Consider the following 20,641-nt stretch of genomic DNA (forward strand, 5'->3'; position numbering starts at 1 on the left):
AGGAGCATGCGCGGCTGAAGTGGCGATCATTTTCATCCGGGAGGAATCGATGAAAATACTGAAGACAGTTTCCGGCCTTGCTGCCGCCGCTGCCGTTTCCCTTTTCGCGCTGGCCGCATCTGCTCAGACCTATCCCGAGCGCAACATCACCATGGTCGTGCCTTTCTCGGCTGGCGGCCCAACGGACACGGTCGCGCGTCTTGTGGCTGAATCCATGTCGAAGGATCTCGGCCAGCAGATCATCGTGGAAAATGTCGGCGGCGCCGGCGGGACGCTTGGCGCCGGCCGCGTCGCCTCCGCTGATCCCGATGGTTACACCATCCTTCTCCACCATATCGGCATGGCAACCAGCGCCACGCTCTATCGTAAGCTTGCTTACGATACGACCAACGCCTTCGAATATGTCGGTCTGGTCACCGAAGTGCCGATGACCATCCTGTCGCGCAAGAACCTCGAGACCACGGACCTCAAGGGGCTGATCGATTACGCCAAGGCGAACAAGGACAAGGTCACCGTTGCCAATGCCGGCATCGGCGCCGCTTCGCATCTGTGCGGCATGCTGTTCATGAGCGCCATCGAGACCCCACTGGTCACCGTTCCCTACAAGGGCACAGGTCCTGCCATGACCGATCTGCTCGGCGGCCAGGTCGATATCATGTGCGACCAGACCACCAACACCACCAAGCAGATCCAGGGCGGCACTGTCAAAGCTTACGCCGTAACGTCGCCGAAGCGGCTCGATGTGCTGAAGGACGTACCGACGGTCGCCGAAGCAGGCTTGCCCAAACTCGAAGTTGGCATCTGGCACGGTATCTACACGCCGAAGGGTACGCCGGCCGAAATCAACGAGAAGCTCTCCAAGTCGCTGCAGGTGGCGCTGAAGGACAAGAACGTCGCGGCCCGCTTTGCCGAGCTCGGCACCACGCCGTCGCCGGAAAGCGATGCGACACCGGCGGCGCTGAAGGCCAAGCTTGAGAGCGAAATAGCTCGCTGGAAGCCGGTTATCGAGTCCGCTGGCCAATATGCCGACTGATGAACGCGGATGGACCGGCGGCGTTTCGTCGCCGGTTGACTGCGATCGTTTCAACCGGTTGGCCGGTCTGGCGCCGGCCGCGATGAAGGGGCATCTTTCATGAAATCGTTATTTAATGACCCTGCCGAAGCCGTCTGCGGGGCAATTTTTATGGGGCTTGGGGTCTTTTTTGCCTTGCAGTCCTACGGTCTGGAAATTGGAACCGCCTTTCGCATGGGGCCGGGCTACTTTCCGCTCGTTCTCGCCATCATCCTGATCCTGCTTGGCGGCGTCATATTCCTTCGCGCAACACGGCCGGCTGGTGAGGGCATCGGCGCAATTGCCTGGCGTGGCATATTTTTCATTCTGCCCGCGCCGATCTTTTTCGGTTTCACTGTTCGGGGTCTTGGCTTTGTGCCGGCACTGTTTTTCAGCGCGCTCATTGCGGCCTTCGCCTCACACAAGATGAGCCCATTGATGGCGGTCGTTCTTTCCGCGGCCATCACGGTCTTTTCCGTCGCAGTTTTCAACTACGGTCTTGGCCTGCCTTTCCAGCGCTTCGGCCCCTGGCTCAACTTCTGAGGTGTAGCGATGGATTTGCTCGATAACCTTGCGCTCGGTTTCGTCACCGCCTCGTCGCTGGCAAACCTCTTTTTCTGCCTTATCGGCGTGCTGCTTGGCACCCTCATCGGCGTTTTGCCCGGCATCGGCGCAACGGCGACCATCGCCATGCTGCTGCCAATCACCTTTCAGCTCGAACCGGTCTCGTCCCTGATCATGCTCGCCGGCATTTATTACGGCGCGCAATATGGCGGCTCGACCACGGCGATCCTGATCAACATGCCCGGTGAATCGTCCTCAGCCGTCACCGCTATCGATGGTTACCAGATGGCACGCAAGGGCAAGGCCGGTGCTGCTCTCGCTATTGCCGCCATCGGCTCGTTCTTCGCCGGCACGGTGTCGACCTTCCTCGTCGCAATCTTCGCGCCGCCGCTCACGGCAATCGCGCTGGAATTCGGCGCAGCCGAATATTTCTCGCTGATGGTCGTTGGCCTCGTCTCGTCCATTGCGCTCGCCCATGGCTCCATCGTCAAGGCGTTGGCCATGGTCGTGCTCGGCCTGCTGCTCGGTCTGGTCGGCACGGATATTTACAGCGGTACCCCGCGCTTCACCCTCGGCATTCGCGAATATGCCGATGGCCTGAATTTCGTGGCCGTCGCTGTGGGTGTGTTCGGCATTGCCGAAATCCTGCGCAATCTTGAGAACGAGCGGACCCGCTCGGTGCTGATCGCCAAGGTCAGCGGCCTGATGCCGACCAAGGATGATTTCAAGCGCATGGTCGGCCCGGTTCTGCGCGGCACGGCGATCGGTTCGGCCCTCGGCATCCTGCCGGGTGGCGGGGCGATCCTTGCCGCCTTTGCCTCCTACACCGTGGAGAAACGTGTCTCCAAGAACCCGGAAGAATTCGGGCACGGCGCGGTTGCCGGTGTGGCCGGTCCGGAATCAGCCAACAATGCCGGCGCCCAGACGTCGTTCATTCCGCTGCTCACGCTCGGCATTCCGGCCAATCCGGTGATGGCGCTGATGATCGGCGCGATGATCATTCAGGGCATCGTTCCCGGTCCGAACGTGGCGACTGAACAGCCCGCGCTGTTCTGGGGCATCATCGCCTCCATGTGGATCGGCAACCTGATGCTGGTCATCCTCAACCTGCCTTTGATCGGGCTGTGGGTGAAGCTGCTGACGGTGCCCTACTATGTGCTCTTCCCGATCATCATGGCCTTCTGCGCCATCGGAGTCTACAGCGTCAATTCCAACGTCTTCGATCTCTATGCCGTCGCCTTCTTTGGCTTCATCGGCTACGTGCTGGTGAAACTGCGCTGCGAGCCTGCGCCGTTGCTACTGGGCTTCGTGCTGGGCCCGCTGCTGGAGGAGAACCTGCGGCGTGCCATGATCCTGTCACGTGGCGATCCGTCGACCTTCGTGACCCGGCCAATCAGCGCCACCCTGCTTTTCATCGCGCTCGCCGTGCTGATCATCGTCTTCCTGCCCAGCGTGAAGAAGAAACGCGAAGAGGTTTTCGTAGAAGAAGACTGAGCGATATCAAACTTCAGATGCCGGCGATGGTGACATCGCCGGTTTTTTTGTGCCGGGATCGACGCACGAATTCTCTTCACGAAGGTGACATATGGTTGACTCACACACTTTTAAGCCCAAGGAAGGGCGGGAAAGAGAGGTCACCATGACGTCGGAAACCGAAAATCGGATCATTGCGCTAGAGGAGACGGTCGCCCATCAGGTGAAGGTGATAGAGGAACTGTCGGACCAGCTGGCGGAACAGTGGAAGGTTGTGGAACAGACCCGCGCCAAGCTCGACCGCCTGACGGAGCGGTTCCTGAGCCTTGAGGAGCAATCGCTGGACGCGCCTGCCATCACAAGGCCGCCGCACTACTGACGGGAGCACACGATGAAGAACGACACCGCCGAGCTTGCCGCTGAGATCGTCGATTTCTGGAAGAAGGCTGGCCCCGACAAATGGTTTGATAAGGATGCCGCCTTCGACAGTGATTTTCACGACCGTTTCCGTAACGCTCATTTCGCTGCCGCAAGGCGGGAACTGGATAGCTGGCTGGAGGGTGCTGAAAGCAGCCTCGCCTTGATGCTGCTGCTGGATCAGTTTCCGCGCAACTGCTTTCGCGACACGGCGCACATGTATGCGACAGATCCTCTGGCGCGTCTTTTGGCCGATGAAGCCATCCGGCGCGGGCATGATCAGGCGGTGAGTGAGGATTTGCGGGTCTTCTTCTATCTGCCCTTTTCTCACGCAGAGGATATGGAGGCGCAGCACCGGGCGTGCCGTCTCAACCTGCCGCTTGGTGGGCTTTATCTGCATCACGCCGAACAACATCGCGAGATCGTCGAACGTTTCGGCCGCTTTCCGCATCGCAATGACATCTTGCTGCGGGAAACGACGCCGGAGGAACGGCAGTATCTTGATGAAGGCGGCTTTTCCGGCTAAGCCCGAAATGAAAACGCCGCCAGTCCCAGAGGATGGCGGCGTTTCTGACGTTGGAGAGCGGCGGCGGTCAGCCGTCGAAGAATTCCTTCATCCGGGCAAAGAAGCCCGTCGATTCCGGATTGTTCTCCTTGGAAGACAGCTGCTCGAATTCCTGCAACAGCTCGCGCTGACGCTTGCTGAGCTTCTGCGGCGTCTCGATCTGAATCTGGATGTAGAGATCACCAGTCTGCGCCGAACGCAGAACCGGCATGCCCTTGCCCTTCAGACGGAACTGCTTGCCCGGTTGGGTGCCTTCGGGAACCGTGACGCGGGATTTGCTGCCGTCGAGCGTCGTAACATCGAAGGTGCCGCCAAGTGCAGCCGTCGTCATCGAGATCGGCACGGTGCAATAAAGATCGGCACCGTCGCGCTGGAAGAACTCATGCGGACGCACGGACAGGAAGATATAAAGATCGCCCGCCGGCCCGCCACGCATGCCGGCTTCGCCTTCGCCCTGCAGGCGAATGCGGGTGCCGTCCTCGATGCCCGAGGGAATGTTGACCGAGAGCGAACGCTCTTCCGTCACGCGGCCCTGGCCATGGCACTTGCCGCACGGGTCGGAAATCGTCTGGCCGCGACCATGGCAAGTGGGGCAGGTACGCTCCACCGAGAAGAAGCCCTGCGCGGCGCGCACGCGGCCTGAACCCTGGCAGGTGGCGCATGTCTTCGGCTGCGTGCCGGGCTTAGCGCCCGAGCCGGAACAGACGTCGCAGGTGATCGAGGTCGGAACCCTGATCTGCGCCGTCTTGCCGGTGAAGGCTTCTTCCAGCGTGATTTCCATGTTGTAGCGAAGATCGGCGCCGCGCTCGCGTCCGCCTGAGGAACGGCGCGCACGGCCGCCACCCATCATCTCGCCGAAGATGTCTTCGAAAATATCCGAGAAGCCGCCATTGGCGAAACCGCCGCCGCCAAAGCCACCGCCGCCGCCCATGCCGCCATTTTCAAAGGCTGCATGGCCGAAACGGTCATAGGCCGCACGCTTCTGCGGGTCCTTCAACGTCTCGTATGCTTCGTTGATTTCTTTGAATTTCCGTTCGGAATCGGCATCATCAGGGTTTTTGTCCGGATGGTACTTCATCGCGAGTTTGCGGAAGGCGCTTTTCAGCTCTTTTTCGTCCGCAGTCTTGCTGACGCCGAGTGTTTCGTAAAAGTCTGCTTTCGCCATTCAGTTAACAAGCCCCGCAAATGGATTTCCGGCTGCACGCGGCAGCCGGATGTCTTGCATAAATTGTCAGGAGACAGAAAGTCACGCGGTTATGCGGACTTCTTGTCGTCCTTGATTTCTTCATAGTCGGCGTCGACAACGTCATCCTTGCCGCCTTCGGAAGCGTCGCCAGCCTCGGCCTGCTGCGCTTCATAGATGGCCTGACCGAGCTTCATGGAGACTTCCATGAGGGTCTGGGTCTTCGCCTGGATGTCGTCGGCGTCAGGCTCGGAGGCCTCAACCGCAGTTTTCAGGCTGGCAATGGCGTCCTCGATCGCCTTGCGGTCGGTTTCGGAAACCTTGTCACCATATTCCTTCACCGACTTCTCGGTGGAGTGGATGAGGCTTTCGGCCTGGTTCTTGGCTTCCACGCCCGCACGACGCTTCTTGTCGGCCTCGGCATTGGCTTCTGCGTCCTTGACCATCTTTTCGATGTCGGCGTCAGAAAGACCACCGGAGGCCTGGATGCGGATCTGCTGTTCCTTGCCGGTGCCCTTGTCCTTTGCCGAAACCTGCACGATACCGTTCGCGTCGATATCGAATGTGACTTCGATCTGCGGAACACCGCGCGGTGCCGGCGGCAGGCCAACGAGGTCGAACTGACCAAGCAGCTTGTTGTCCTGCGCCATTTCGCGCTCGCCCTGCGAGACACGGATCGTCACGGCCGACTGATTGTCCTCAGCGGTCGAGAAGGTCTGGCTCTTCTTCGTCGGGATCGTCGTGTTGCGATCGATCAGACGCGTGAAGACACCACCCAGCGTTTCGATGCCGAGCGACAGCGGGGTCACGTCGAGCAGCAGAACGTCCTTGACGTCGCCCTGCAGAACGCCAGCCTGGATGGCTGCGCCCATGGCAACAACTTCATCCGGGTTCACGCCCTTGTGCGGCTCCTTGCCGAACAGCTGCTTGACGACTTCCTGCACCTTGGGCATGCGGCTCATGCCACCGACCAGAACGACTTCGTCGATCTCGGAAGCGGAGACGCCGGCATCCTTGAGCGCTGCCTTGCAAGGCGCAACGGTGCGCTGCACGAGGTCGTCGACCAGGCTTTCGAATTTTGCACGGGTCAGCTTCAGCGTCAGGTGCTTCGGACCGGAAGCATCGGCCGTGATGAACGGCAGGTTGATTTCGGTCTGCTGCGAGGACGACAGTTCGATCTTCGCCTTTTCGGCAGCTTCCTTGAGGCGCTGCAGAGCGAGCTTGTCGTTCTTCAGGTCAATGCCCTGATCCTTTTTGAACTCGCCAGCCAGATATTCGACCAGACGCATGTCGAAGTCTTCACCGCCAAGGAAGGTATCGCCATTGGTGGACTTCACTTCGAAGACGCCGTCGCCGATTTCCAGAACGGAAATATCGAAGGTACCGCCGCCAAGGTCATAAACGGCGATCGTCTTGCCGTCCTTCTTGTCGAGGCCGTAAGCAAGCGCTGCCGCAGTGGGCTCGTTGATGATGCGCAGAACGTCAAGACCGGCGATGCGGCCGGCATCCTTGGTTGCCTGGCGCTGCGCGTCGTTGAAGTAAGCCGGAACGGTGATGACGGCCTTTTCGACCTTTTCGCCGAGATAGGCTTCAGCCGTTTCCTTCATCTTCTGAAGGATCATCGCGGAAATCTGCGATGGCGAATAATTCTTGTCCTGCGCCTTCACCCAGGCGTCGCCATTGTCGCCCTTGACGATCTCGAACGGAACAAGAGCCTTGTCCTTCTCGACGGTCGGGTCTTCATAACGGCGGCCGATCAGGCGCTTGACCGCAAACAGGGTGTTGGTCGGGTTGGTGACCGCCTGGCGCTTGGCCGGCTGACCGACAAGGCGTTCGCCATCGTCGGAAAATGCCACCATGGACGGCGTCGTGCGTGCGCCTTCCGCGTTCTCAATAACTTTCGTGTCCTTGCCATCCATCACTGCAACGCAGGAGTTGGTCGTGCCAAGGTCGATACCGATTACTTTTGCCATGCTCTTCTCTCCTTGAAGCGCGCTGTCTGAACCCCGTGAGGCATTCCTGTGACAGCACCTTGACTTGGATTTGCAGCCTTCGCTGCTGTTATGCGGCGTATATAAGGAGCGATTTTTGCCGCTGCAAGGCGCAAGAGAGGGGGAAGCGCAGCAAAAATCACGAGAAAGCCTGGAGTGGGCAGAAGCGGAGCCGTCACCGCGCACGGATACCCTTACACGGCGTCCTGTGACGTTAAAAGCCGTCGTTCAGCGCTGGCTTAAATCGAACGATCCACTGACATTAAGGGCGAAATGGCGGACAGGGTGGGATTCGAACCCACGGTACGCTTTCACGCACACACGCGTTCCAGGCGTGCGCCTTAAACCACTCGGCCACCTGTCCTTTTTCAAGTCTGCATGTCATGAAGAATGCAAATCACTGGAACGGCGCGATATATACCGATGAATTCGCAGGGATCAACACGAATCTGACAGTTTTTTGAAATGTCGGCAATTTCCTTGCATCCGGTACGATTGCAAACCCGTTTTGCGGCCTTTATCCATGCATTATTGTTTTTTATAATGTGCTGTCTGACTGGCAGGGCCTGAGCGAGGTACATCCGATGAAAGCTTTTATGCGGTTCTTGAGCTTTCTTTTCCTCGTTGTGGCGGTTTGTCTGGGCGTTTTCGATTCGATCCGCTCGGTTTCCACGTCCTCTGTCAGCATTACCGGCATCCTGTCAGCATGGAACTACCTTCTTCCTGCCTCGCGGACCATGGCAGAAGCGGCTATGGCTCACTATATTCACCCTGAAGCGTGGCGCTTCGTTGAAAATGCCCTGTCGGCGGTGCCTGCATCTGCCATTTGCCTGGCAATCTCTCTCCTCTGCTGGATGGCGGGGTACAGGAAACGCCGGGTTATGCGGCGTCTGTCAGTTTAACATCCTGTCTTTCAAATTGCGCCCGCGGATGTGAACCCTGAACAGCGGCGGAGCTCGCCGCATGGAGGACTGAATGTTCCTGTTCGATACGCTTTCAAAAAAGACAACGATGCCGACGCCGGAGACCGCTTTGCCCGGTCGCGAAGAAGCGCTCTTCGTGCCGGAGGCCCACTTCGTCAACGGCCGGCCTTTGAAAGGGCCATACCCCGAAGGTCTTGAAGTCATTTATCTGGGCATGGGCTGCTTCTGGGGTGCGGAGCGCCTCTTCTGGAAAACGCCGGGCGTGTGGGTCACGGCGGTGGGGTATGCCGGCGGTTTCACCCGCAACCCCACCTATCACGAGACGACGACCGGCCAGACTGGCCACGCCGAGGTGGTGAAGGTCGTCTATGATCCTGCCATCATATCGCTCTCGGGCCTCCTGAAGATTTTCTTTGAGGAGCACGATCCGACGCAGGGTATGCGCCAGGGCAACGATGTCGGCACGACCTATCGTTCCGCGATTTACGCGACGACGGAAGGGCAACTGCAGCAGGCGCAGAAAGCGCGGGATGCGTTTCAAGACGCTTTGAAAGATGCTGGCCATGGTGCTGCCATCACCACCGAGATCGGGCCGCTCGAAACATTTTATTACGCTGAGGACTATCACCAGCAATATCTTGCCAAGAATCCGGGCGGGTACTGCGGCCTCAGGGGAACCGGCGTAAGCTGCAATATCGACTAGTTTTTTTGCAGTTCTGCCCGGTGGAAAGACTAAAAAATCGTCAGATCAAAGTTTTTCCACCGGGTCAAAAAAACCGGATGAATTTTTCATTGAGCCATGCAAGGATATGAGGCAAGCACAGCCGGTATAACGGCTGGCGGTTCCGCAGACATTCCCGGAAAACGGGATTGCGGGAGGACCCTTACAATATCAATTGCAACAACAGGGCTGCACAATGAAAAAATCCCTTCTGACGCTTTTTGCGCTTGCCGCAATGTCGGCTTCCGCGCTTGCCGCGGATATCAAGCCTGCGCTGGTCTATGGCACGGGCGGCAAGTTCGACAAGTCGTTCAACGAGGCCGCTGCGGCCGGCGCTGAAAAGTTCAAGGCGGAAACGGGCATCGAGTTCCGCGACTTCGAGCCGACCAGCGACACGCAGGGCGAACAGGCCATCCGCAACTTCGCCAGCAAGGGTTTCAACCCCGTCGTCGCCGTGTCCTTTGCCTGGACCTCGGCCATGGAAAAGGTTGCCGCCGAATTCCCTGACACCAAATTTGTGATCGTCGATTCCGTCGTTGAACTGCCGAACGTTCGCTCGGTCGTCTACAAGGAGCACGAAGGGTCTTACCTCGTCGGTCTGCTGGCCGGCATGGCCTCCAAGACGGGCAAGGTTGGCTTCATCGGCGGTATGGATATTCCGCTGATCCGCAAATTCGCCTGTGGCTATGCGCAGGGCGCGAAGGCCGCCAACGACAAGATCGAAGTCTTCCAGAACATGACCGGCACCACGGGTGCGGCCTGGAATGATCCGGTGCGCGGTGGCGAACTCACCAAGAACCAGATCGACCAGGGCGCTGACGTGATCTACGCGGCAGCCGGTGCGACAGGTATCGGCGTGCTCCAGACTGCCGCCGACAACAAGAAGTATTCGATCGGCGTCGACTCCAACCAGAACCACCTGCATCCGGGTTCGGTGTTGACCTCGATGGTCAAGCGCGTCGATCTGGCTGTCTACAATGCCTACAAGGACGCCAAGGACGACAAGTTCACTCCTGGCATCGTCGCTCTCGGCGTCAAGGAAGATGGCGTCGCCTATGCGCTCGACGATAACAACAAGGCGCTTATCACGCCTGAAATGATCGCGGCGGTAGACAAGGCAAAGGCCGACATCATTGCCGGCACCGTCAAGGTCCATGACTATATGGCGGATAATTCCTGCCCGAAATGATATGATATCTGACTGGGGCGCATGGTGATTTTCACCTTGCGCCCTTTTCATATCCAGCCTTCGGAAAGGTTTCGGTTTGAGTATGGACCCAGCAATCGAGCTCGTGGGCATCGACAAGAAATTCGGTGCCGTTCACGCCAATAAAAATATCAATCTGACCGTTGCCAAGGGCACGATCCACGGCATCATCGGCGAAAACGGTGCCGGAAAATCGACGCTCATGTCGATCCTTTACGGGTTTTACCAGGCGGATGCCGGAGAAATCCGGGTGAATGGTTCGCCCGTTGCGATCCGGGACAGTCAGGCGGCCATCAATGCCGGCATCGGCATGGTGCATCAGCACTTCATGCTGGTCGAAAACTTCTCCGTGCTGGAAAATGTCATGCTCGGGGCCGAAGGCGGTGCGCTGCTGGCCAATGGCCGGGCCGGTGCACGCAAGGAGCTGAAGCGCCTGGAAGACGATTATGGGCTGGAAGTAGATCCAGACGCGATTATCGAGGAATTGCCTGTCGGCCTGCAGCAGCGCGTCGAAATTCTCAAAGCCATGTATCGTGGAGCGGAAATCCTGATCCTCGATGAGCCCACCGGCGTTCTGACGCCGGCAGAGGCCGATCATCTGTTCAAGATCCTCGGCGTTCTGCGCGATCAGGGCAAGACAGTCATTCTCATTACCCACAAGCTGCGCGAGATCATGGCGATCACGGACTCCGTCTCCGTCATGCGCCGCGGCGAAATGGTGGCGACCCGGAAAACCTCCGAAACCAGCGTCGAGGAGTTGGCCGAACTGATGGTTGGCCGCCGGGTACTGCTGCGGGTGGAAAAGGGCGAAACGACGCCTGGCGACATTCTTCTGTCGATCCGCAATCTCACCGTTAAGGATAGCCGCGGCGTCACCATGGTTGACGACGTTTCGCTTGATGTCCGGGCCGGTGAAATCGTCGGCATAGCCGGTGTCGCAGGCAACGGCCAGTCGGAGCTGCTGGAAGCCATCGCCGGCATCCGCAAACCCTATTCCGGCGAAATCTGGGTGGATGGTCAGAAGGTGGATCGCCCGGATCCCGCTATTTTACGCAGGCTTGGCCTCGCCCATATCCCGGAAGACCGCCACCATATGGGGCTGGTGCTGAAATTCGAGGAGTATGAAAATTCCATCCTCGGATATCATCACGATGAACGGTATGGCAAAGGGCCGTTCCTCAACCCCGAGGCCATCCGCAAGGATGCGGTCGAAAAGATCGAGAAATACGATATCCGCCCGCCGAACCCGCAGCTGAAGACCGCCAATTTTTCCGGCGGCAACCAGCAGAAGATCGTTGTCGCCCGCGAAATCGAGCGTGACCCCAAGATGCTGATCATCGGCCAGCCGACCCGCGGCGTGGACATTGGTGCCATCGAATTCATTCATCGCCGCATCATCGAAATGCGCGATGCTGGCAAGGCGATTTTGCTGGTTTCGGTCGAACTCGATGAAATCCGTTCCCTTTCGGACCGGATCATGGTCATGTTCGCAGGCCGTGTCGTTGGAGAGAAAACGGCGGAAGCCGAAGAACAGACGCTGGGCCTTATGATGGCCGGCATCGCCGCATGAGGCATGAATGAGCACCGCTTCCGTACCGCTGCCAAACTGGATTACCTACGGCCTCCTGCCGTTTCTCAATGTCGTTACCGCCTTTCTGATTTCCGGCCTCGTTGTCTGGTCCATCGGTGAAAACCCGCTGGCGGCGTTGCGCCTGCTGATCGAAGGGGCGCTCGGACGAGGTGACGCCATCGGCTTCACGCTGTTCTATACGACGAGTTTCATCTTCACTGGCCTTTCTGTCGCCGTCGCCTTCCATGCCGGGCTCTTCAACATCGGCTCCGAAGGTCAGGCCTATGTCGGTGGCCTTGGCGCGGCGCTGGTGGCGCTGGCGCTCGATCGTTATGTGCCATGGTATGTGACGATGCCCTTCGCCGTCATCGGCGCTGCTGTTTTTGGCGCCGCCTGGGCCTTTATTCCGGCATGGCTGCAGGCAAAACGCGGCAGTCACGTGGTCATCACCACCATCATGTTCAACTTCATTGCCGCGGCCCTGATGGTTTATCTGCTGGTGAACGTGCTGATCGTGCCCGGCAAGATGGCGCCGGAAACCCGCACCTTTCTGCCTGGTGGCCAATTGCCAAAACTCGACTGGTTGATGGCACTCTTTGGCCTCAAGCTCGGTCCGGCACCGTTCAACGTCTCCTTCCTGATTGCACTGGTGATGTGTTTCCTGGTCTGGGTCCTGATCTGGCGCACCAAGCTCGGTTATGAGATGCGTACGCTCGGCATCAGCCCCTCCGCCGCCATTTATGCCGGCATTCCCTATGCGCGCACCGTCATCATCGCCATGCTCATATCGGGCGGTCTGGCGGGCATGATGGCGCTGAACCCTGTCATGGGCGCGTCGGCCCGCCTGCAGGTGGAATTCGTCGCGGGTGCGGGCTTCGTCGGCATCGCCGTGTCGCTGATGGGCCGAAGTCATCCGCTCGGCATCATCTTCTCCGCCTTGCTGTTCGGTATTCTTTATCAGGGCGGCGCAGACCTTTCCTTCGAGATGCCCAACATTACCCGCGAGATGATCGTGGTCATCCAGGGCCTGGTGATCCTCTTCGCCGGCGCGCTGGAATACATGTACCGGCCCGCGATCGTCCGCATTTACCAGCGTCTGGCTAAGGGGTGAGCTGATATGGATTTCTTCGATATGCTGGTCAGCATTCTTGGCTCGACCGTCCGTCTCACCATCCCGTTGCTCTTCACCGCCCTTGCGGGGCTTTTTTCCGAGCGCGCCGGTGTGTTCGACATCGGACTTGAAGGCAAGATGCTGGCAGCGGCCTTTGCCTCGGCCTGCGTTGCCTATCTCACGGCGAACCCGTGGGCGGGCCTTATGGCCGGTATTGCGGTCTCCATCCTTTTTTCGCTGGTCCATGGCTTTGCCGTCATTACCAATCGCGGCAATCAGATCGTATCGGGCGTGGCACTGAACTTCATTGCCGCGGGCCTGACCGTGGTGCTGGGGCAGGCCTGGTTCGGCCAAGGCGGCCGCACGCCCCAGCTTCCGGGTGAGGGGCGTTTCGCTCCCATCATTCTGCCCGGCGCGGATGCGATGCGGGAGGTGCCCTACATCGGTCCGCTTTATGCGAACGTCATTTCCGGCAACAATATCCTCACCTATCTCGCCTTTCTGGCGGTGCCGCTGTCCTGGTGGGTGCTTTATCGCACCCGCTTCGGCCTACGCCTGCGCGCCGTTGGCGAAAATCCGGGCGCCGTCGATACCGCCGGTATTTCGGTGACGTGGATGCGTTACCGGGCTGTCATCGTCGCCGGTTTTCTCTGCGGCTTTTCCGGCGCCTATCTTGCCGTCGCGCAGTCTGCCGCCTTCATTGCAAACATGTCGGCCGGTAAGGGCTATATCGCGCTTGCCGCCCTGATCTTCGCAAAATGGAAGCCGGTGCCGGTCATGTTCGCCTGCCTGCTGTTCGGTTTTCTGGACGCTGTCGCGAACTTCATGCAGGGCAAGTCCGTGCCTGGCATCGGCGAGGTTCCGGTGCAGATCTTCCAAGCCATGCCCTATATCCTGACCTGCATTCTGCTTGCCGGTTTCATCGGCGTCGCCAAGCCACCGAAGGCCGGCGGCGTTGCCTATGCCAAGGAGCGTTAAGCCCATGTCTTCCGATCCGAAATCTCACGCCCTGTTTGAGGCGGCGGTGGAGGCCATGGCCTTTGCCCATGCTCCCTATTCGAAATTCCCGGTTGGTGCTGCTATCCGCGCGGAAGACGGCAAGATCTACAAGGGCGCCAATATCGAGAACCTCTCTTTTCCGCAGGGTTGGTGCGCCGAACCTTCGGCGATCAGCGCCATGATCATGGGCGGCGCAAAGAAAATCAGCGAGATCGCCGTCATTGCGGAAAAGCTGGCTCTCTGCCCGCCTTGCGGTGGCTGCCGGCAGAAGATTGCCGAATTTGCCACGCCGGATACGAAAATCTTTCTCTGCGATGAGACAGGCGTTCAGAAAGTGATGACGATGGAAGAGCTGTTGCCCTTCAGCTTCAACACAGAGCTGCCCTGATGACGGAAGCCCTGATCGATATCCTGGTGGAGCGCCTGAGCGGCCTGATGCCGCGCGTCGCCATCGTTCTCGGCTCTGGCCTCGGCTCTCTGGTGGATGAGGTTAGCGATCCGATCCGGGTTCCCTATGCCGATCTTCCGGGCTTCCCGGCCAGTGGTGTTTCCGGCCACGCGGGCGAGCTTGTTGCCGGATATATGGGTGGCGAGCCTGTCATGATGCTGTCGGGCCGGGTGCATTATTACGAGAAGGGCGATCCGGCGGCCATGCGCGCGGTCATCGAGGCGCTTGCCGGCCTCGGCGTACAGTCGCTTATCCTCACAAACTCGGCTGGCTCGGTCAGGCAGGACATGCCGCCCGGCTCGGTCATGCAGATCACCGATCACATCAATTATTCCGGCTTGAACCCGCTGATCGGCGAGGAAAGTGACCGCCGTTTCGTCGGCATGACCACCGCTTACGATCCTGAGTTGATGCTTGCCATGCGCAACGCCGCCATCCGCGCGACGGTGCCTTTGTTTGGCGGTGTCTATATGTGGTTCTCCGGTCCCAGCTTCGAAACGCCGGCGGAAATTCGCATGGCGCGGGTTCTGGGGGCCGATGCGGTCGGCATGTCCACGGTACCGGAAGTCATTCTTGCCCGCTTTTTCGGGATGCGTGTTGCCGCTGCATCGGTTATTACGAACTACGGTGCCGGCATGACTGGTGCGGAACTGAGCCATGAAGAGACCAAGGATATGGCTCCCGTGGGTGGCAAAAGGCTTGCCGCCATCTTGAAGGAAATGATCGCAGGAGGAGCGTGACCATGGAACTCCAGCGTCCGCGCGAAGCGGCTGCCCTCACTTTGTCCTTGCTGGACCTCACCAACCTCAAGGAAGACTGCACGCCACAGCAGATCGCCGCGCTCTGCCAGCGGGCGCATACGGAGTTTGGCAATACGGCCGCAATCTGCATCTGGCCGCGCTTCGTGGCGCAGGCGCGCGCCGCGTTCGGAAAAGACCATGCGATCCGCATTGCAACGGTCGTCAATTTTCCGTCGGGCGATCTCGACGTGGCAACCGTTGTTGCGGAAACCGAAGCGGCGATCCGTGATGGCGCCGACGAAATCGACCTCGTCATTCCCTATCGCAAATTCATAGCCGGCGATGAAACCGCCGTTTCGCAGATGGTCGCTGCCGTGCGCAAGGTCTGCGTTGCTCCCGTTCTTCTCAAGGTCATCCTCGAAACCGGCGAGTTGAAGGACAAGGCGCTGATCCGCCGTGCATCGGAACTCGCCATTGCCGAAGGGGCCGATTTCATCAAAACTTCGACCGGAAAGGTTGCCGTGAATGCCACGCTGGAGGCGGCTGACATCATGTTGCAGGCGATCCGTGACAGCCGCCAAAAGGTGGGTTTCAAACCCGCCGGGGGCATAGGCACCGTGGAGGATGCGACACTATATCTGCGGCTGGCCGAAACCATCATGGCGCCGAACTGGGCCATGCCTTCCACCTTCCGTTTTGGAGCCTCCGGCATTCTTGATGATGTCTTGAATGTGCTGGCCGGTGGTGAACCGGCCAAGGCCGCCAGCGGGTATTGAGCTTGATCCCGCAGGAAATCATCCGCCGTAAACGCGATGGACTGCCGCTGGAACCGCAGGAGATCGCCGCTTTCATCGAAGCGCTGTCGAAAAACGGCATCTCTGAAGGGCAGGCGGCTGCTTTTGCCATGGCGGTGTTCTTTCGCGGCATGAGCCGGGATGAGATGGTGGCGCTGACGCTCGCGATGCGCGACAGCGGTGATGTCCTGTCTTGGACCGATCTCGCCAAGCCTGTCGCGGATAAGCATTCGACTGGCGGCGTCGGCGACAATGTGTCTCTGATGCTTGCCCCCATCGTTGCCGCCTGTGGTCTCGCTGTCCCGATGATATCAGGCCGGGGGCTCGGTCATACCGGGGGCACGCTCGACAAGCTTGAAGCGATTCCCGGTTATAATGTCATGCCGGACGAGACGTTGCTTCGCCGGACGGTGCGGTCCGTCGGCTGCGCCATTATCGGCCAGACGGGCGATCTTGCGCCCGCCGACAGACGTCTTTATGCCATCAGGGACGTAACTGCGACGGTGGATTCCATTCCCCTGATTACTGCTTCCATCCTCTCGAAAAAACTGGCCGCGGGACTGCAGACACTCGTTCTCGACGTGAAGGTCGGCAACGGTGCATTCATGCAAAGTCTCGATGAGGCGCGCAGCCTGGCCCATGCGCTGGTCGAAGTGGCAAACGGCGCAGGCCTGCCGACCACGGCGCTGATCACCGACATGAACGAACCGCTAGGCGATGCCGCAGGCAACGCCGTGGAAATCGTCAACTGTCTCGACTTCCTTGCCGGCAGAAAAGCTGGCACACGTCTCGAAAAGGTCGTGCTTTGCTTTGCAGCAGAGATGCTGGTGCAGACGCAAAAAGCGTCAACACTTGAGGAAGGACACGCCCTGGCGTCGTCCGCTTTGACGTCGGGCAAGGCGCTTGAAACCTTCGCGCGGATGGTTTCTGCTCTCGGTGGTCCGTCAGACTTTGTCGAACATCCGTCCCGCTACCTGCAGTCCGCACCGTTCATTTTTCCGGTGCTGGCGGAGCGGAACGGCACGCTTGCCGCCTGCGCCACCCGCGACCTTGGGATGGTTGTCGTTGAACTCGGCGGCGGCAGAAGAACGCCGGCGGACAGGATCAATCCTGCCGTGGGTATTGCGGATATGATGCCGCTCGGCACGCCCGTCGAAAAGGGCCAGCCGATTGCCACGATTCATGCGTCTTCAAGGGAAGATGCGGAGCGTGCCGCCAAAAAAATAATGTCCTGTTATGTCATCGCTGACAGCGCGCCGGACGTTCGCGATCCCGTCATAGAGCGGATCACCTGACCAGCCGCAATTCGCCGCCCGACACTTTGAACGACGACAATTGCTTCAGGAAGCTCATACCCACAAGCATGTTGCCCAGCGCATTGTCCTTCAGAACCATGGCGTCGACACCCTGAACACGGATAGCGCCGATTTCGACCCGGTCCAGTTTCACATAGGCGGCCATTGTCCGCCCGTTGGCGGTTGAGATCGCATATTTGAAATCGAGGCTATTGGCGCCGTAACCGAGGCGTCTGGCGATCGTTTCGTTGATTGCGACCATGGAAGCACCCGTATCCACCAACCCATCCACGGACTTTCCGTTGATGCGAAAAGTCGCGTTGAAGTGACCGCGGTCATCCGCTTTCAGGCTCACGGTGCCCAGCGAGACCGGTTGGGGGCGGGAGACTTCAGGCGATGCCGGGGGGTGATCCATAGATGTTTCCGGACGCGGCTGAATTTTTTCCATCAGTGCCGGAATTTGGGTCGCGCCGGCTGAAAGAGCGACAAACAATAAAATGGCGCGGGGCAGCAAATTCATGCTCCTGAGGAAATGGGGTTGTCCCCACCAGCATAGGCGCAAAACATGCTGAAATCGTAAAACAATAAGCCACCCGCGAGGCCGCGCGCCGCGAATGGCTGAAATAGTTAAGCGATGATGAACGGCCGTTATTTGGTACCGTACATGCGATCGCCGGCATCGCCGAGACCGGGCACGATATAGCCCTTTTCGTTGAGGTGACGATCGATCGCCGCGGTGAAGATCGGCACGTCGGGATGGGCTTCGCGGAAATTCTTGATGCCTTCCGGAGCTGCCAGCAGACATAGGAAGCGGATGTTCTTCGCACCGCGCTCCTTCAGCTTCTCAACGGCAGCGATGGAGGAGTTGCCGGTTGCCAGCATGGGATCGACGACGATGACCAGACGGGCATCGAGGCTTTCGGGCGCTTTGAAGTAATATTCGACGGCTTCCAGTGTGTCATGATCGCGATAAACGCCGACATGGGCGACGCGCGCCGAAGGCACAAGTTCCAGCATGCCTTCCAGAAGGCCATTGCCGGCACGAAGGATGGAGGCAAAAACAAGTTTTTTTCCCTCGAGAACGGGTGCCTCGATGGTTTCAAGCGGCGTGTCGATGGTCTCCATCGTCATTTCAAGATCACGCGTCACTTCATAGCAGAGCAGCGTCGAGATTTCGCGCAGCAGGCGGCGGAAGCCGGCCGTGGAGGTTTCCTTCTTGCGCATGATTGTGAGTTTGTGCCGCACCAGCGGATGTTCGATGACTGTGACGCCGTCCATGAAACTGGCCTTTCTTTATCTCATGCCCTGTAATTCACCGAAAGCGTGCTTTTCGCAAGCCTTCTTCGTGTTTTTACCCCGTCAACAACAACTCACGCCTGCTCGAGTCTGGCGAGCAGCGTTGCACGGGTGGCGTCGTCCACGAAGGCGCTCTCCAGTGCGGTGCGCGTCATGGCGTTGATCTCGGCCTCGGTGAAACCAAACGCGTCCGCCGCCAGCGCATATTCCCGCGCCAGTGAGGTAAAGAAGAATGGCGGGTCGTCGGAACTGACGCAGACGCGCACGCCAGCATCGCTAAGAGCTCTGAGCGGATGGCTGGCAAAATCGGGATAGACCTTGAGAGCAATATTGGAGCCGGGACAAACTTCAAGAACAGTCCCGGTTTCGGCAAGCCGGGCGACGAGGCCCGCATCTTCGATGGCGCGCACGCCATGCCCGATACGCGCCGGCCTGACGAGATCGAGCGCATCGGCAACGCTTTCCGGACCACAGACTTCGCCCGCGTGAATGGTCAGCCCAAGACCGGCGTCTCGCGCGATGTCAAAGGCACGGGCGTAATCCGCGACCCGTCCCATGCGCTCCTCACCCGCCATGTTAAAGCCTGATATAAGCGGATGCCGCACTCGCGCCGCATAGTCGGCAGCCGCGATGACCCGCTCTGGACCGAAATGCCGCTCGCCGGTGACGATGATGCGCGTCTCGATGCCGGTTTTCTCCTTTGCGATGCGGATCCCTTCTGCAACACCTGCCAGATAGGCATCTGCCCCCAGCCCGATGCGGTCACCGTGATCGGGCGAAATGATCAGCTCGCTATAGATGGTATTGGCCGCTGCAAGTTCGGCGAGATAGGTCTCGGTGAGAAGGGCATAATCTTCGTCGGTCTTGAACACCTGCGCCACTGCATCATAACAGCGGATGAACTCGGCGAAATCCGACCAGACATAGTTGCCATCACGCAGAAAACTGCTGGTGTCGATGCCATATTTGTCCGCCTGTTTCGCAACGAGTGAAGGCGGAGCAGCGCCTTCGAGATGGCAGTGAATTTCGGCTTTCAGCAAATGCGATGTCAAATAAAGCTCCTGCCATGGGGACCGGCATCAATGCCGAGATGATGGGCGATGCTTTCACCGATATCGGCGTAGCTCGTGCGGATGCCGACATCGCGGGAACGGATGCCCGGGCCGAATGCCATGATTGGCACCCTTTCGCGTGTATGGTCCGTGCCTCGCCAGGTGGGATCGCAACCATGGTCGGCGGTGAGAAGCGCTATATCGCCAGGCGCCATCTTACGGTGGATTTCGGGAATCCGCGCATCGAAGGCCTCAAGGGCGGCGGCATAACCGGCAACGTCCCGGCGATGGCCATAAAGCATGTCGAAATCGACGAAATTGGTAAAGACGAGATCGCCGTTTTCCGCCTCGTCGATAGCCTGCAACGTCGCATCCATCAAGGCGGCGTTGCCATTTGCCTTGATGACGCGCGAGACGCCCTGATGGGCATAGATGTCACCGATCTTGCCGATCGCATGCACCTTTCGCCCCGCTTCCACCAGCCGGTCGAGCAGGGTGGGCTCGGGCGGCAGAACGGAAAAATCGCGGCGATTGCCGGTGCGCTCAAAGGTCGCGACCGTTTCGCCGATGAAGGGCCTCGCGATGACGCGGCCTATGTTCAGTGGATCGAGCAGCTTGCGCACGGTCTCGCACATCGCGATGAGCCGCGGAAGGCCGAAATGCGTTTCATGCGCTGCGATCTGGAACACGGAATCCGAAGAGGTGTAACAGATGGGCTTGCCGCTCCGGATATGTTCTTCGCCGAACCTGGCGATGATCTCGGTGCCGGAAGCATGGCAATTGCCGAGGATGCCAGGGATATCGGCCGCGTTGCAGATGGCGTCAACCAACTCCGGCGAAAAGGCGTCGCCTTCGCTCGGGAAATATCCCCAGTCGAAGGTTACAGGCGTGCCGGCGATCTCCCAGTGGCCTGAAGGGGTGTCTTTGCCCTTGGAGATTTCGCTGGCAGAGCCGTGCAGACCGAAAATCCGCTCGGGCGGCTCCATGCTGGCGGGAATGTCGCCGCTTGCCTGTCGTGCGATCTCGATGAGGCCGAGCGAACACATGTTCGGCAGCTTCAGCGGCCCGGAGCGAAGGCCTGTCCTGTCTGCAGCCCCTGCTGCGCAGAACTCTGCGATATGGCCGAGCGTATTGGCGCCAAGGTCGCCATAGCGTTCCGCATCAGGCGCGCCGCCTACCCCGAAGGAATCCAGAACGAGAAGAAATGCTCTTGCCATAACTCTCCGCAACGAAAATATGCC

At 59.2% G+C, this 20,641-nt stretch carries 21 protein-coding genes and 1 tRNA gene; 15 read left to right on the forward strand and 7 right to left on the reverse strand.

Features of this window, described 5'->3' with window-relative positions; translation table 11 throughout:
- Positions 1-49: 49 nt before the first annotated feature.
- From ACUTJJ_RS08605 to ACUTJJ_RS08625, 5 genes are all read left to right on the forward strand, one after another.
- Positions 50-1,033, forward strand: coding sequence for a tripartite tricarboxylate transporter substrate-binding protein (locus ACUTJJ_RS08605; RefSeq protein WP_063949790.1), 984 nt, complete (start codon positions 50-52; stop codon positions 1,031-1,033).
- A gap of 99 nt (positions 1,034-1,132) precedes the next feature.
- Entirely contained in the window at positions 1,133-1,594 is a 462-nt protein-coding gene (locus ACUTJJ_RS08610) for a tripartite tricarboxylate transporter TctB family protein (RefSeq protein WP_445541885.1), read from the forward strand.
- Positions 1,595-1,603: 9 nt separating this feature from the next.
- Positions 1,604-3,109 carry a tripartite tricarboxylate transporter permease gene (locus ACUTJJ_RS08615; protein ID WP_004439149.1) on the forward strand — a complete coding sequence of 502 codons (1,506 nt, stop codon included), beginning with the start codon at positions 1,604-1,606 and terminating at the stop codon, positions 3,107-3,109.
- Positions 3,110-3,254: 145 nt separating this feature from the next.
- Positions 3,255-3,467 carry a SlyX family protein gene (locus tag ACUTJJ_RS08620; RefSeq protein ID WP_144576237.1) on the forward strand — a complete coding sequence of 71 codons (213 nt, stop codon included), beginning with the start codon at positions 3,255-3,257 and terminating at the stop codon, positions 3,465-3,467.
- A gap of 12 nt (positions 3,468-3,479) precedes the next feature.
- Positions 3,480-4,031 carry a DUF924 family protein gene (locus ACUTJJ_RS08625; RefSeq protein WP_445541886.1) on the forward strand — a complete coding sequence of 184 codons (552 nt, stop codon included), beginning with the start codon at positions 3,480-3,482 and terminating at the stop codon, positions 4,029-4,031.
- Positions 4,032-4,098: 67 nt separating this feature from the next.
- Here ACUTJJ_RS08625 and dnaJ read toward each other — a convergent pair whose 3' ends face one another.
- From dnaJ to ACUTJJ_RS08640, 3 genes are all read right to left on the reverse strand, one after another.
- On the reverse strand, positions 4,099-5,235 hold the full coding sequence (dnaJ, locus tag ACUTJJ_RS08630; protein ID WP_063949357.1) for a molecular chaperone DnaJ: 1,137 nt from the start codon (positions 5,233-5,235) through the stop codon (positions 4,099-4,101).
- 89 nt (positions 5,236-5,324) lie between these two features.
- Positions 5,325-7,226, reverse strand: coding sequence for a molecular chaperone DnaK (dnaK, locus tag ACUTJJ_RS08635; RefSeq protein WP_063949358.1), 1,902 nt, complete (start codon positions 7,224-7,226; stop codon positions 5,325-5,327).
- Between the two features lie 292 nt (positions 7,227-7,518).
- A tRNA-Ser gene (locus ACUTJJ_RS08640) sits at positions 7,519-7,608 on the reverse strand.
- A gap of 220 nt (positions 7,609-7,828) precedes the next feature.
- On the opposite strand from ACUTJJ_RS08640, the gene ACUTJJ_RS08645 reads away from it, so the two are divergent.
- The 10 genes from ACUTJJ_RS08645 to deoA all read left to right on the forward strand — a co-directional run bounded on the left by ACUTJJ_RS08645 (position 7,829) and on the right by deoA (position 17,052).
- Positions 7,829-8,146, forward strand: a complete 318-nt coding sequence (locus ACUTJJ_RS08645) for a hypothetical protein (protein WP_445541887.1) — start codon at positions 7,829-7,831, stop codon at positions 8,144-8,146.
- Between the two features lie 73 nt (positions 8,147-8,219).
- The gene (msrA, locus tag ACUTJJ_RS08650; protein WP_445541888.1) at positions 8,220-8,870 is read left to right on the forward strand and encodes a peptide-methionine (S)-S-oxide reductase MsrA; all 651 of its coding nucleotides are present in this window, start codon (positions 8,220-8,222) and stop codon (positions 8,868-8,870) included.
- Between the two features lie 214 nt (positions 8,871-9,084).
- A complete protein-coding gene (locus ACUTJJ_RS08655) occupies positions 9,085-10,077 on the forward strand; it encodes a BMP family lipoprotein (RefSeq protein WP_045015424.1) in 993 nt (330 codons plus the stop codon).
- A gap of 82 nt (positions 10,078-10,159) precedes the next feature.
- Positions 10,160-11,665 (forward strand): ABC transporter ATP-binding protein, encoded by a 1,506-nt coding sequence (locus ACUTJJ_RS08660; protein ID WP_077224815.1) that lies wholly within the window; start codon positions 10,160-10,162, stop codon positions 11,663-11,665.
- 7 nt (positions 11,666-11,672) lie between these two features.
- The gene (locus ACUTJJ_RS08665; protein ID WP_063949363.1) at positions 11,673-12,776 is read left to right on the forward strand and encodes an ABC transporter permease; all 1,104 of its coding nucleotides are present in this window, start codon (positions 11,673-11,675) and stop codon (positions 12,774-12,776) included.
- A 6-nt stretch (positions 12,777-12,782) separates the two neighbouring features.
- On the forward strand, positions 12,783-13,754 hold the full coding sequence (locus ACUTJJ_RS08670; protein WP_296066279.1) for an ABC transporter permease: 972 nt from the start codon (positions 12,783-12,785) through the stop codon (positions 13,752-13,754).
- A 4-nt stretch (positions 13,755-13,758) separates the two neighbouring features.
- Positions 13,759-14,163, forward strand: coding sequence for a cytidine deaminase (locus ACUTJJ_RS08675; RefSeq protein WP_063949365.1), 405 nt, complete (start codon positions 13,759-13,761; stop codon positions 14,161-14,163).
- Complete coding sequence (locus tag ACUTJJ_RS08680) at positions 14,163-14,963, forward strand: purine-nucleoside phosphorylase (RefSeq protein WP_445541889.1); 801 nt, start codon at positions 14,163-14,165, stop codon at positions 14,961-14,963. The genes ACUTJJ_RS08675 and ACUTJJ_RS08680 overlap by 1 nt, the downstream gene beginning before the upstream one ends.
- A gap of 2 nt (positions 14,964-14,965) precedes the next feature.
- Entirely contained in the window at positions 14,966-15,739 is a 774-nt protein-coding gene (gene deoC / locus ACUTJJ_RS08685; protein ID WP_296066275.1) for a deoxyribose-phosphate aldolase, read from the forward strand.
- On the forward strand, positions 15,736-17,052 hold the full coding sequence (gene deoA / locus ACUTJJ_RS08690; protein ID WP_445541890.1) for a thymidine phosphorylase: 1,317 nt from the start codon (positions 15,736-15,738) through the stop codon (positions 17,050-17,052). Before deoC ends, deoA begins: the two co-directional genes overlap by 4 nt.
- Here the strand turns inward: deoA and ACUTJJ_RS08695 are convergent.
- The 4 genes from ACUTJJ_RS08695 to ACUTJJ_RS08710 form a co-directional block, all read right to left on the reverse strand.
- Positions 17,045-17,566: a TIGR02281 family clan AA aspartic protease gene (locus tag ACUTJJ_RS08695; RefSeq protein WP_296066559.1), complete on the reverse strand. Its 522-nt coding sequence runs from the start codon at positions 17,564-17,566 to the stop codon at positions 17,045-17,047. The two genes, deoA and ACUTJJ_RS08695, sit on opposite strands and share 8 nt — an antisense overlap.
- A gap of 134 nt (positions 17,567-17,700) precedes the next feature.
- Positions 17,701-18,330: a uracil phosphoribosyltransferase gene (upp, locus tag ACUTJJ_RS08700; RefSeq protein WP_063949369.1), complete on the reverse strand. Its 630-nt coding sequence runs from the start codon at positions 18,328-18,330 to the stop codon at positions 17,701-17,703.
- Positions 18,331-18,422: 92 nt separating this feature from the next.
- Complete coding sequence (locus ACUTJJ_RS08705; RefSeq protein ID WP_445541891.1) at positions 18,423-19,400, reverse strand: adenosine deaminase; 978 nt, start codon at positions 19,398-19,400, stop codon at positions 18,423-18,425.
- Positions 19,397-20,617 carry a phosphopentomutase gene (locus ACUTJJ_RS08710; protein WP_445541892.1) on the reverse strand — a complete coding sequence of 407 codons (1,221 nt, stop codon included), beginning with the start codon at positions 20,615-20,617 and terminating at the stop codon, positions 19,397-19,399. Before ACUTJJ_RS08710 ends, ACUTJJ_RS08705 begins: the two co-directional genes overlap by 4 nt.
- Positions 20,618-20,641: the final 24 nt, after the last annotated feature.

The organism is Agrobacterium sp. DKPNP3 (assembly GCF_052686535.1).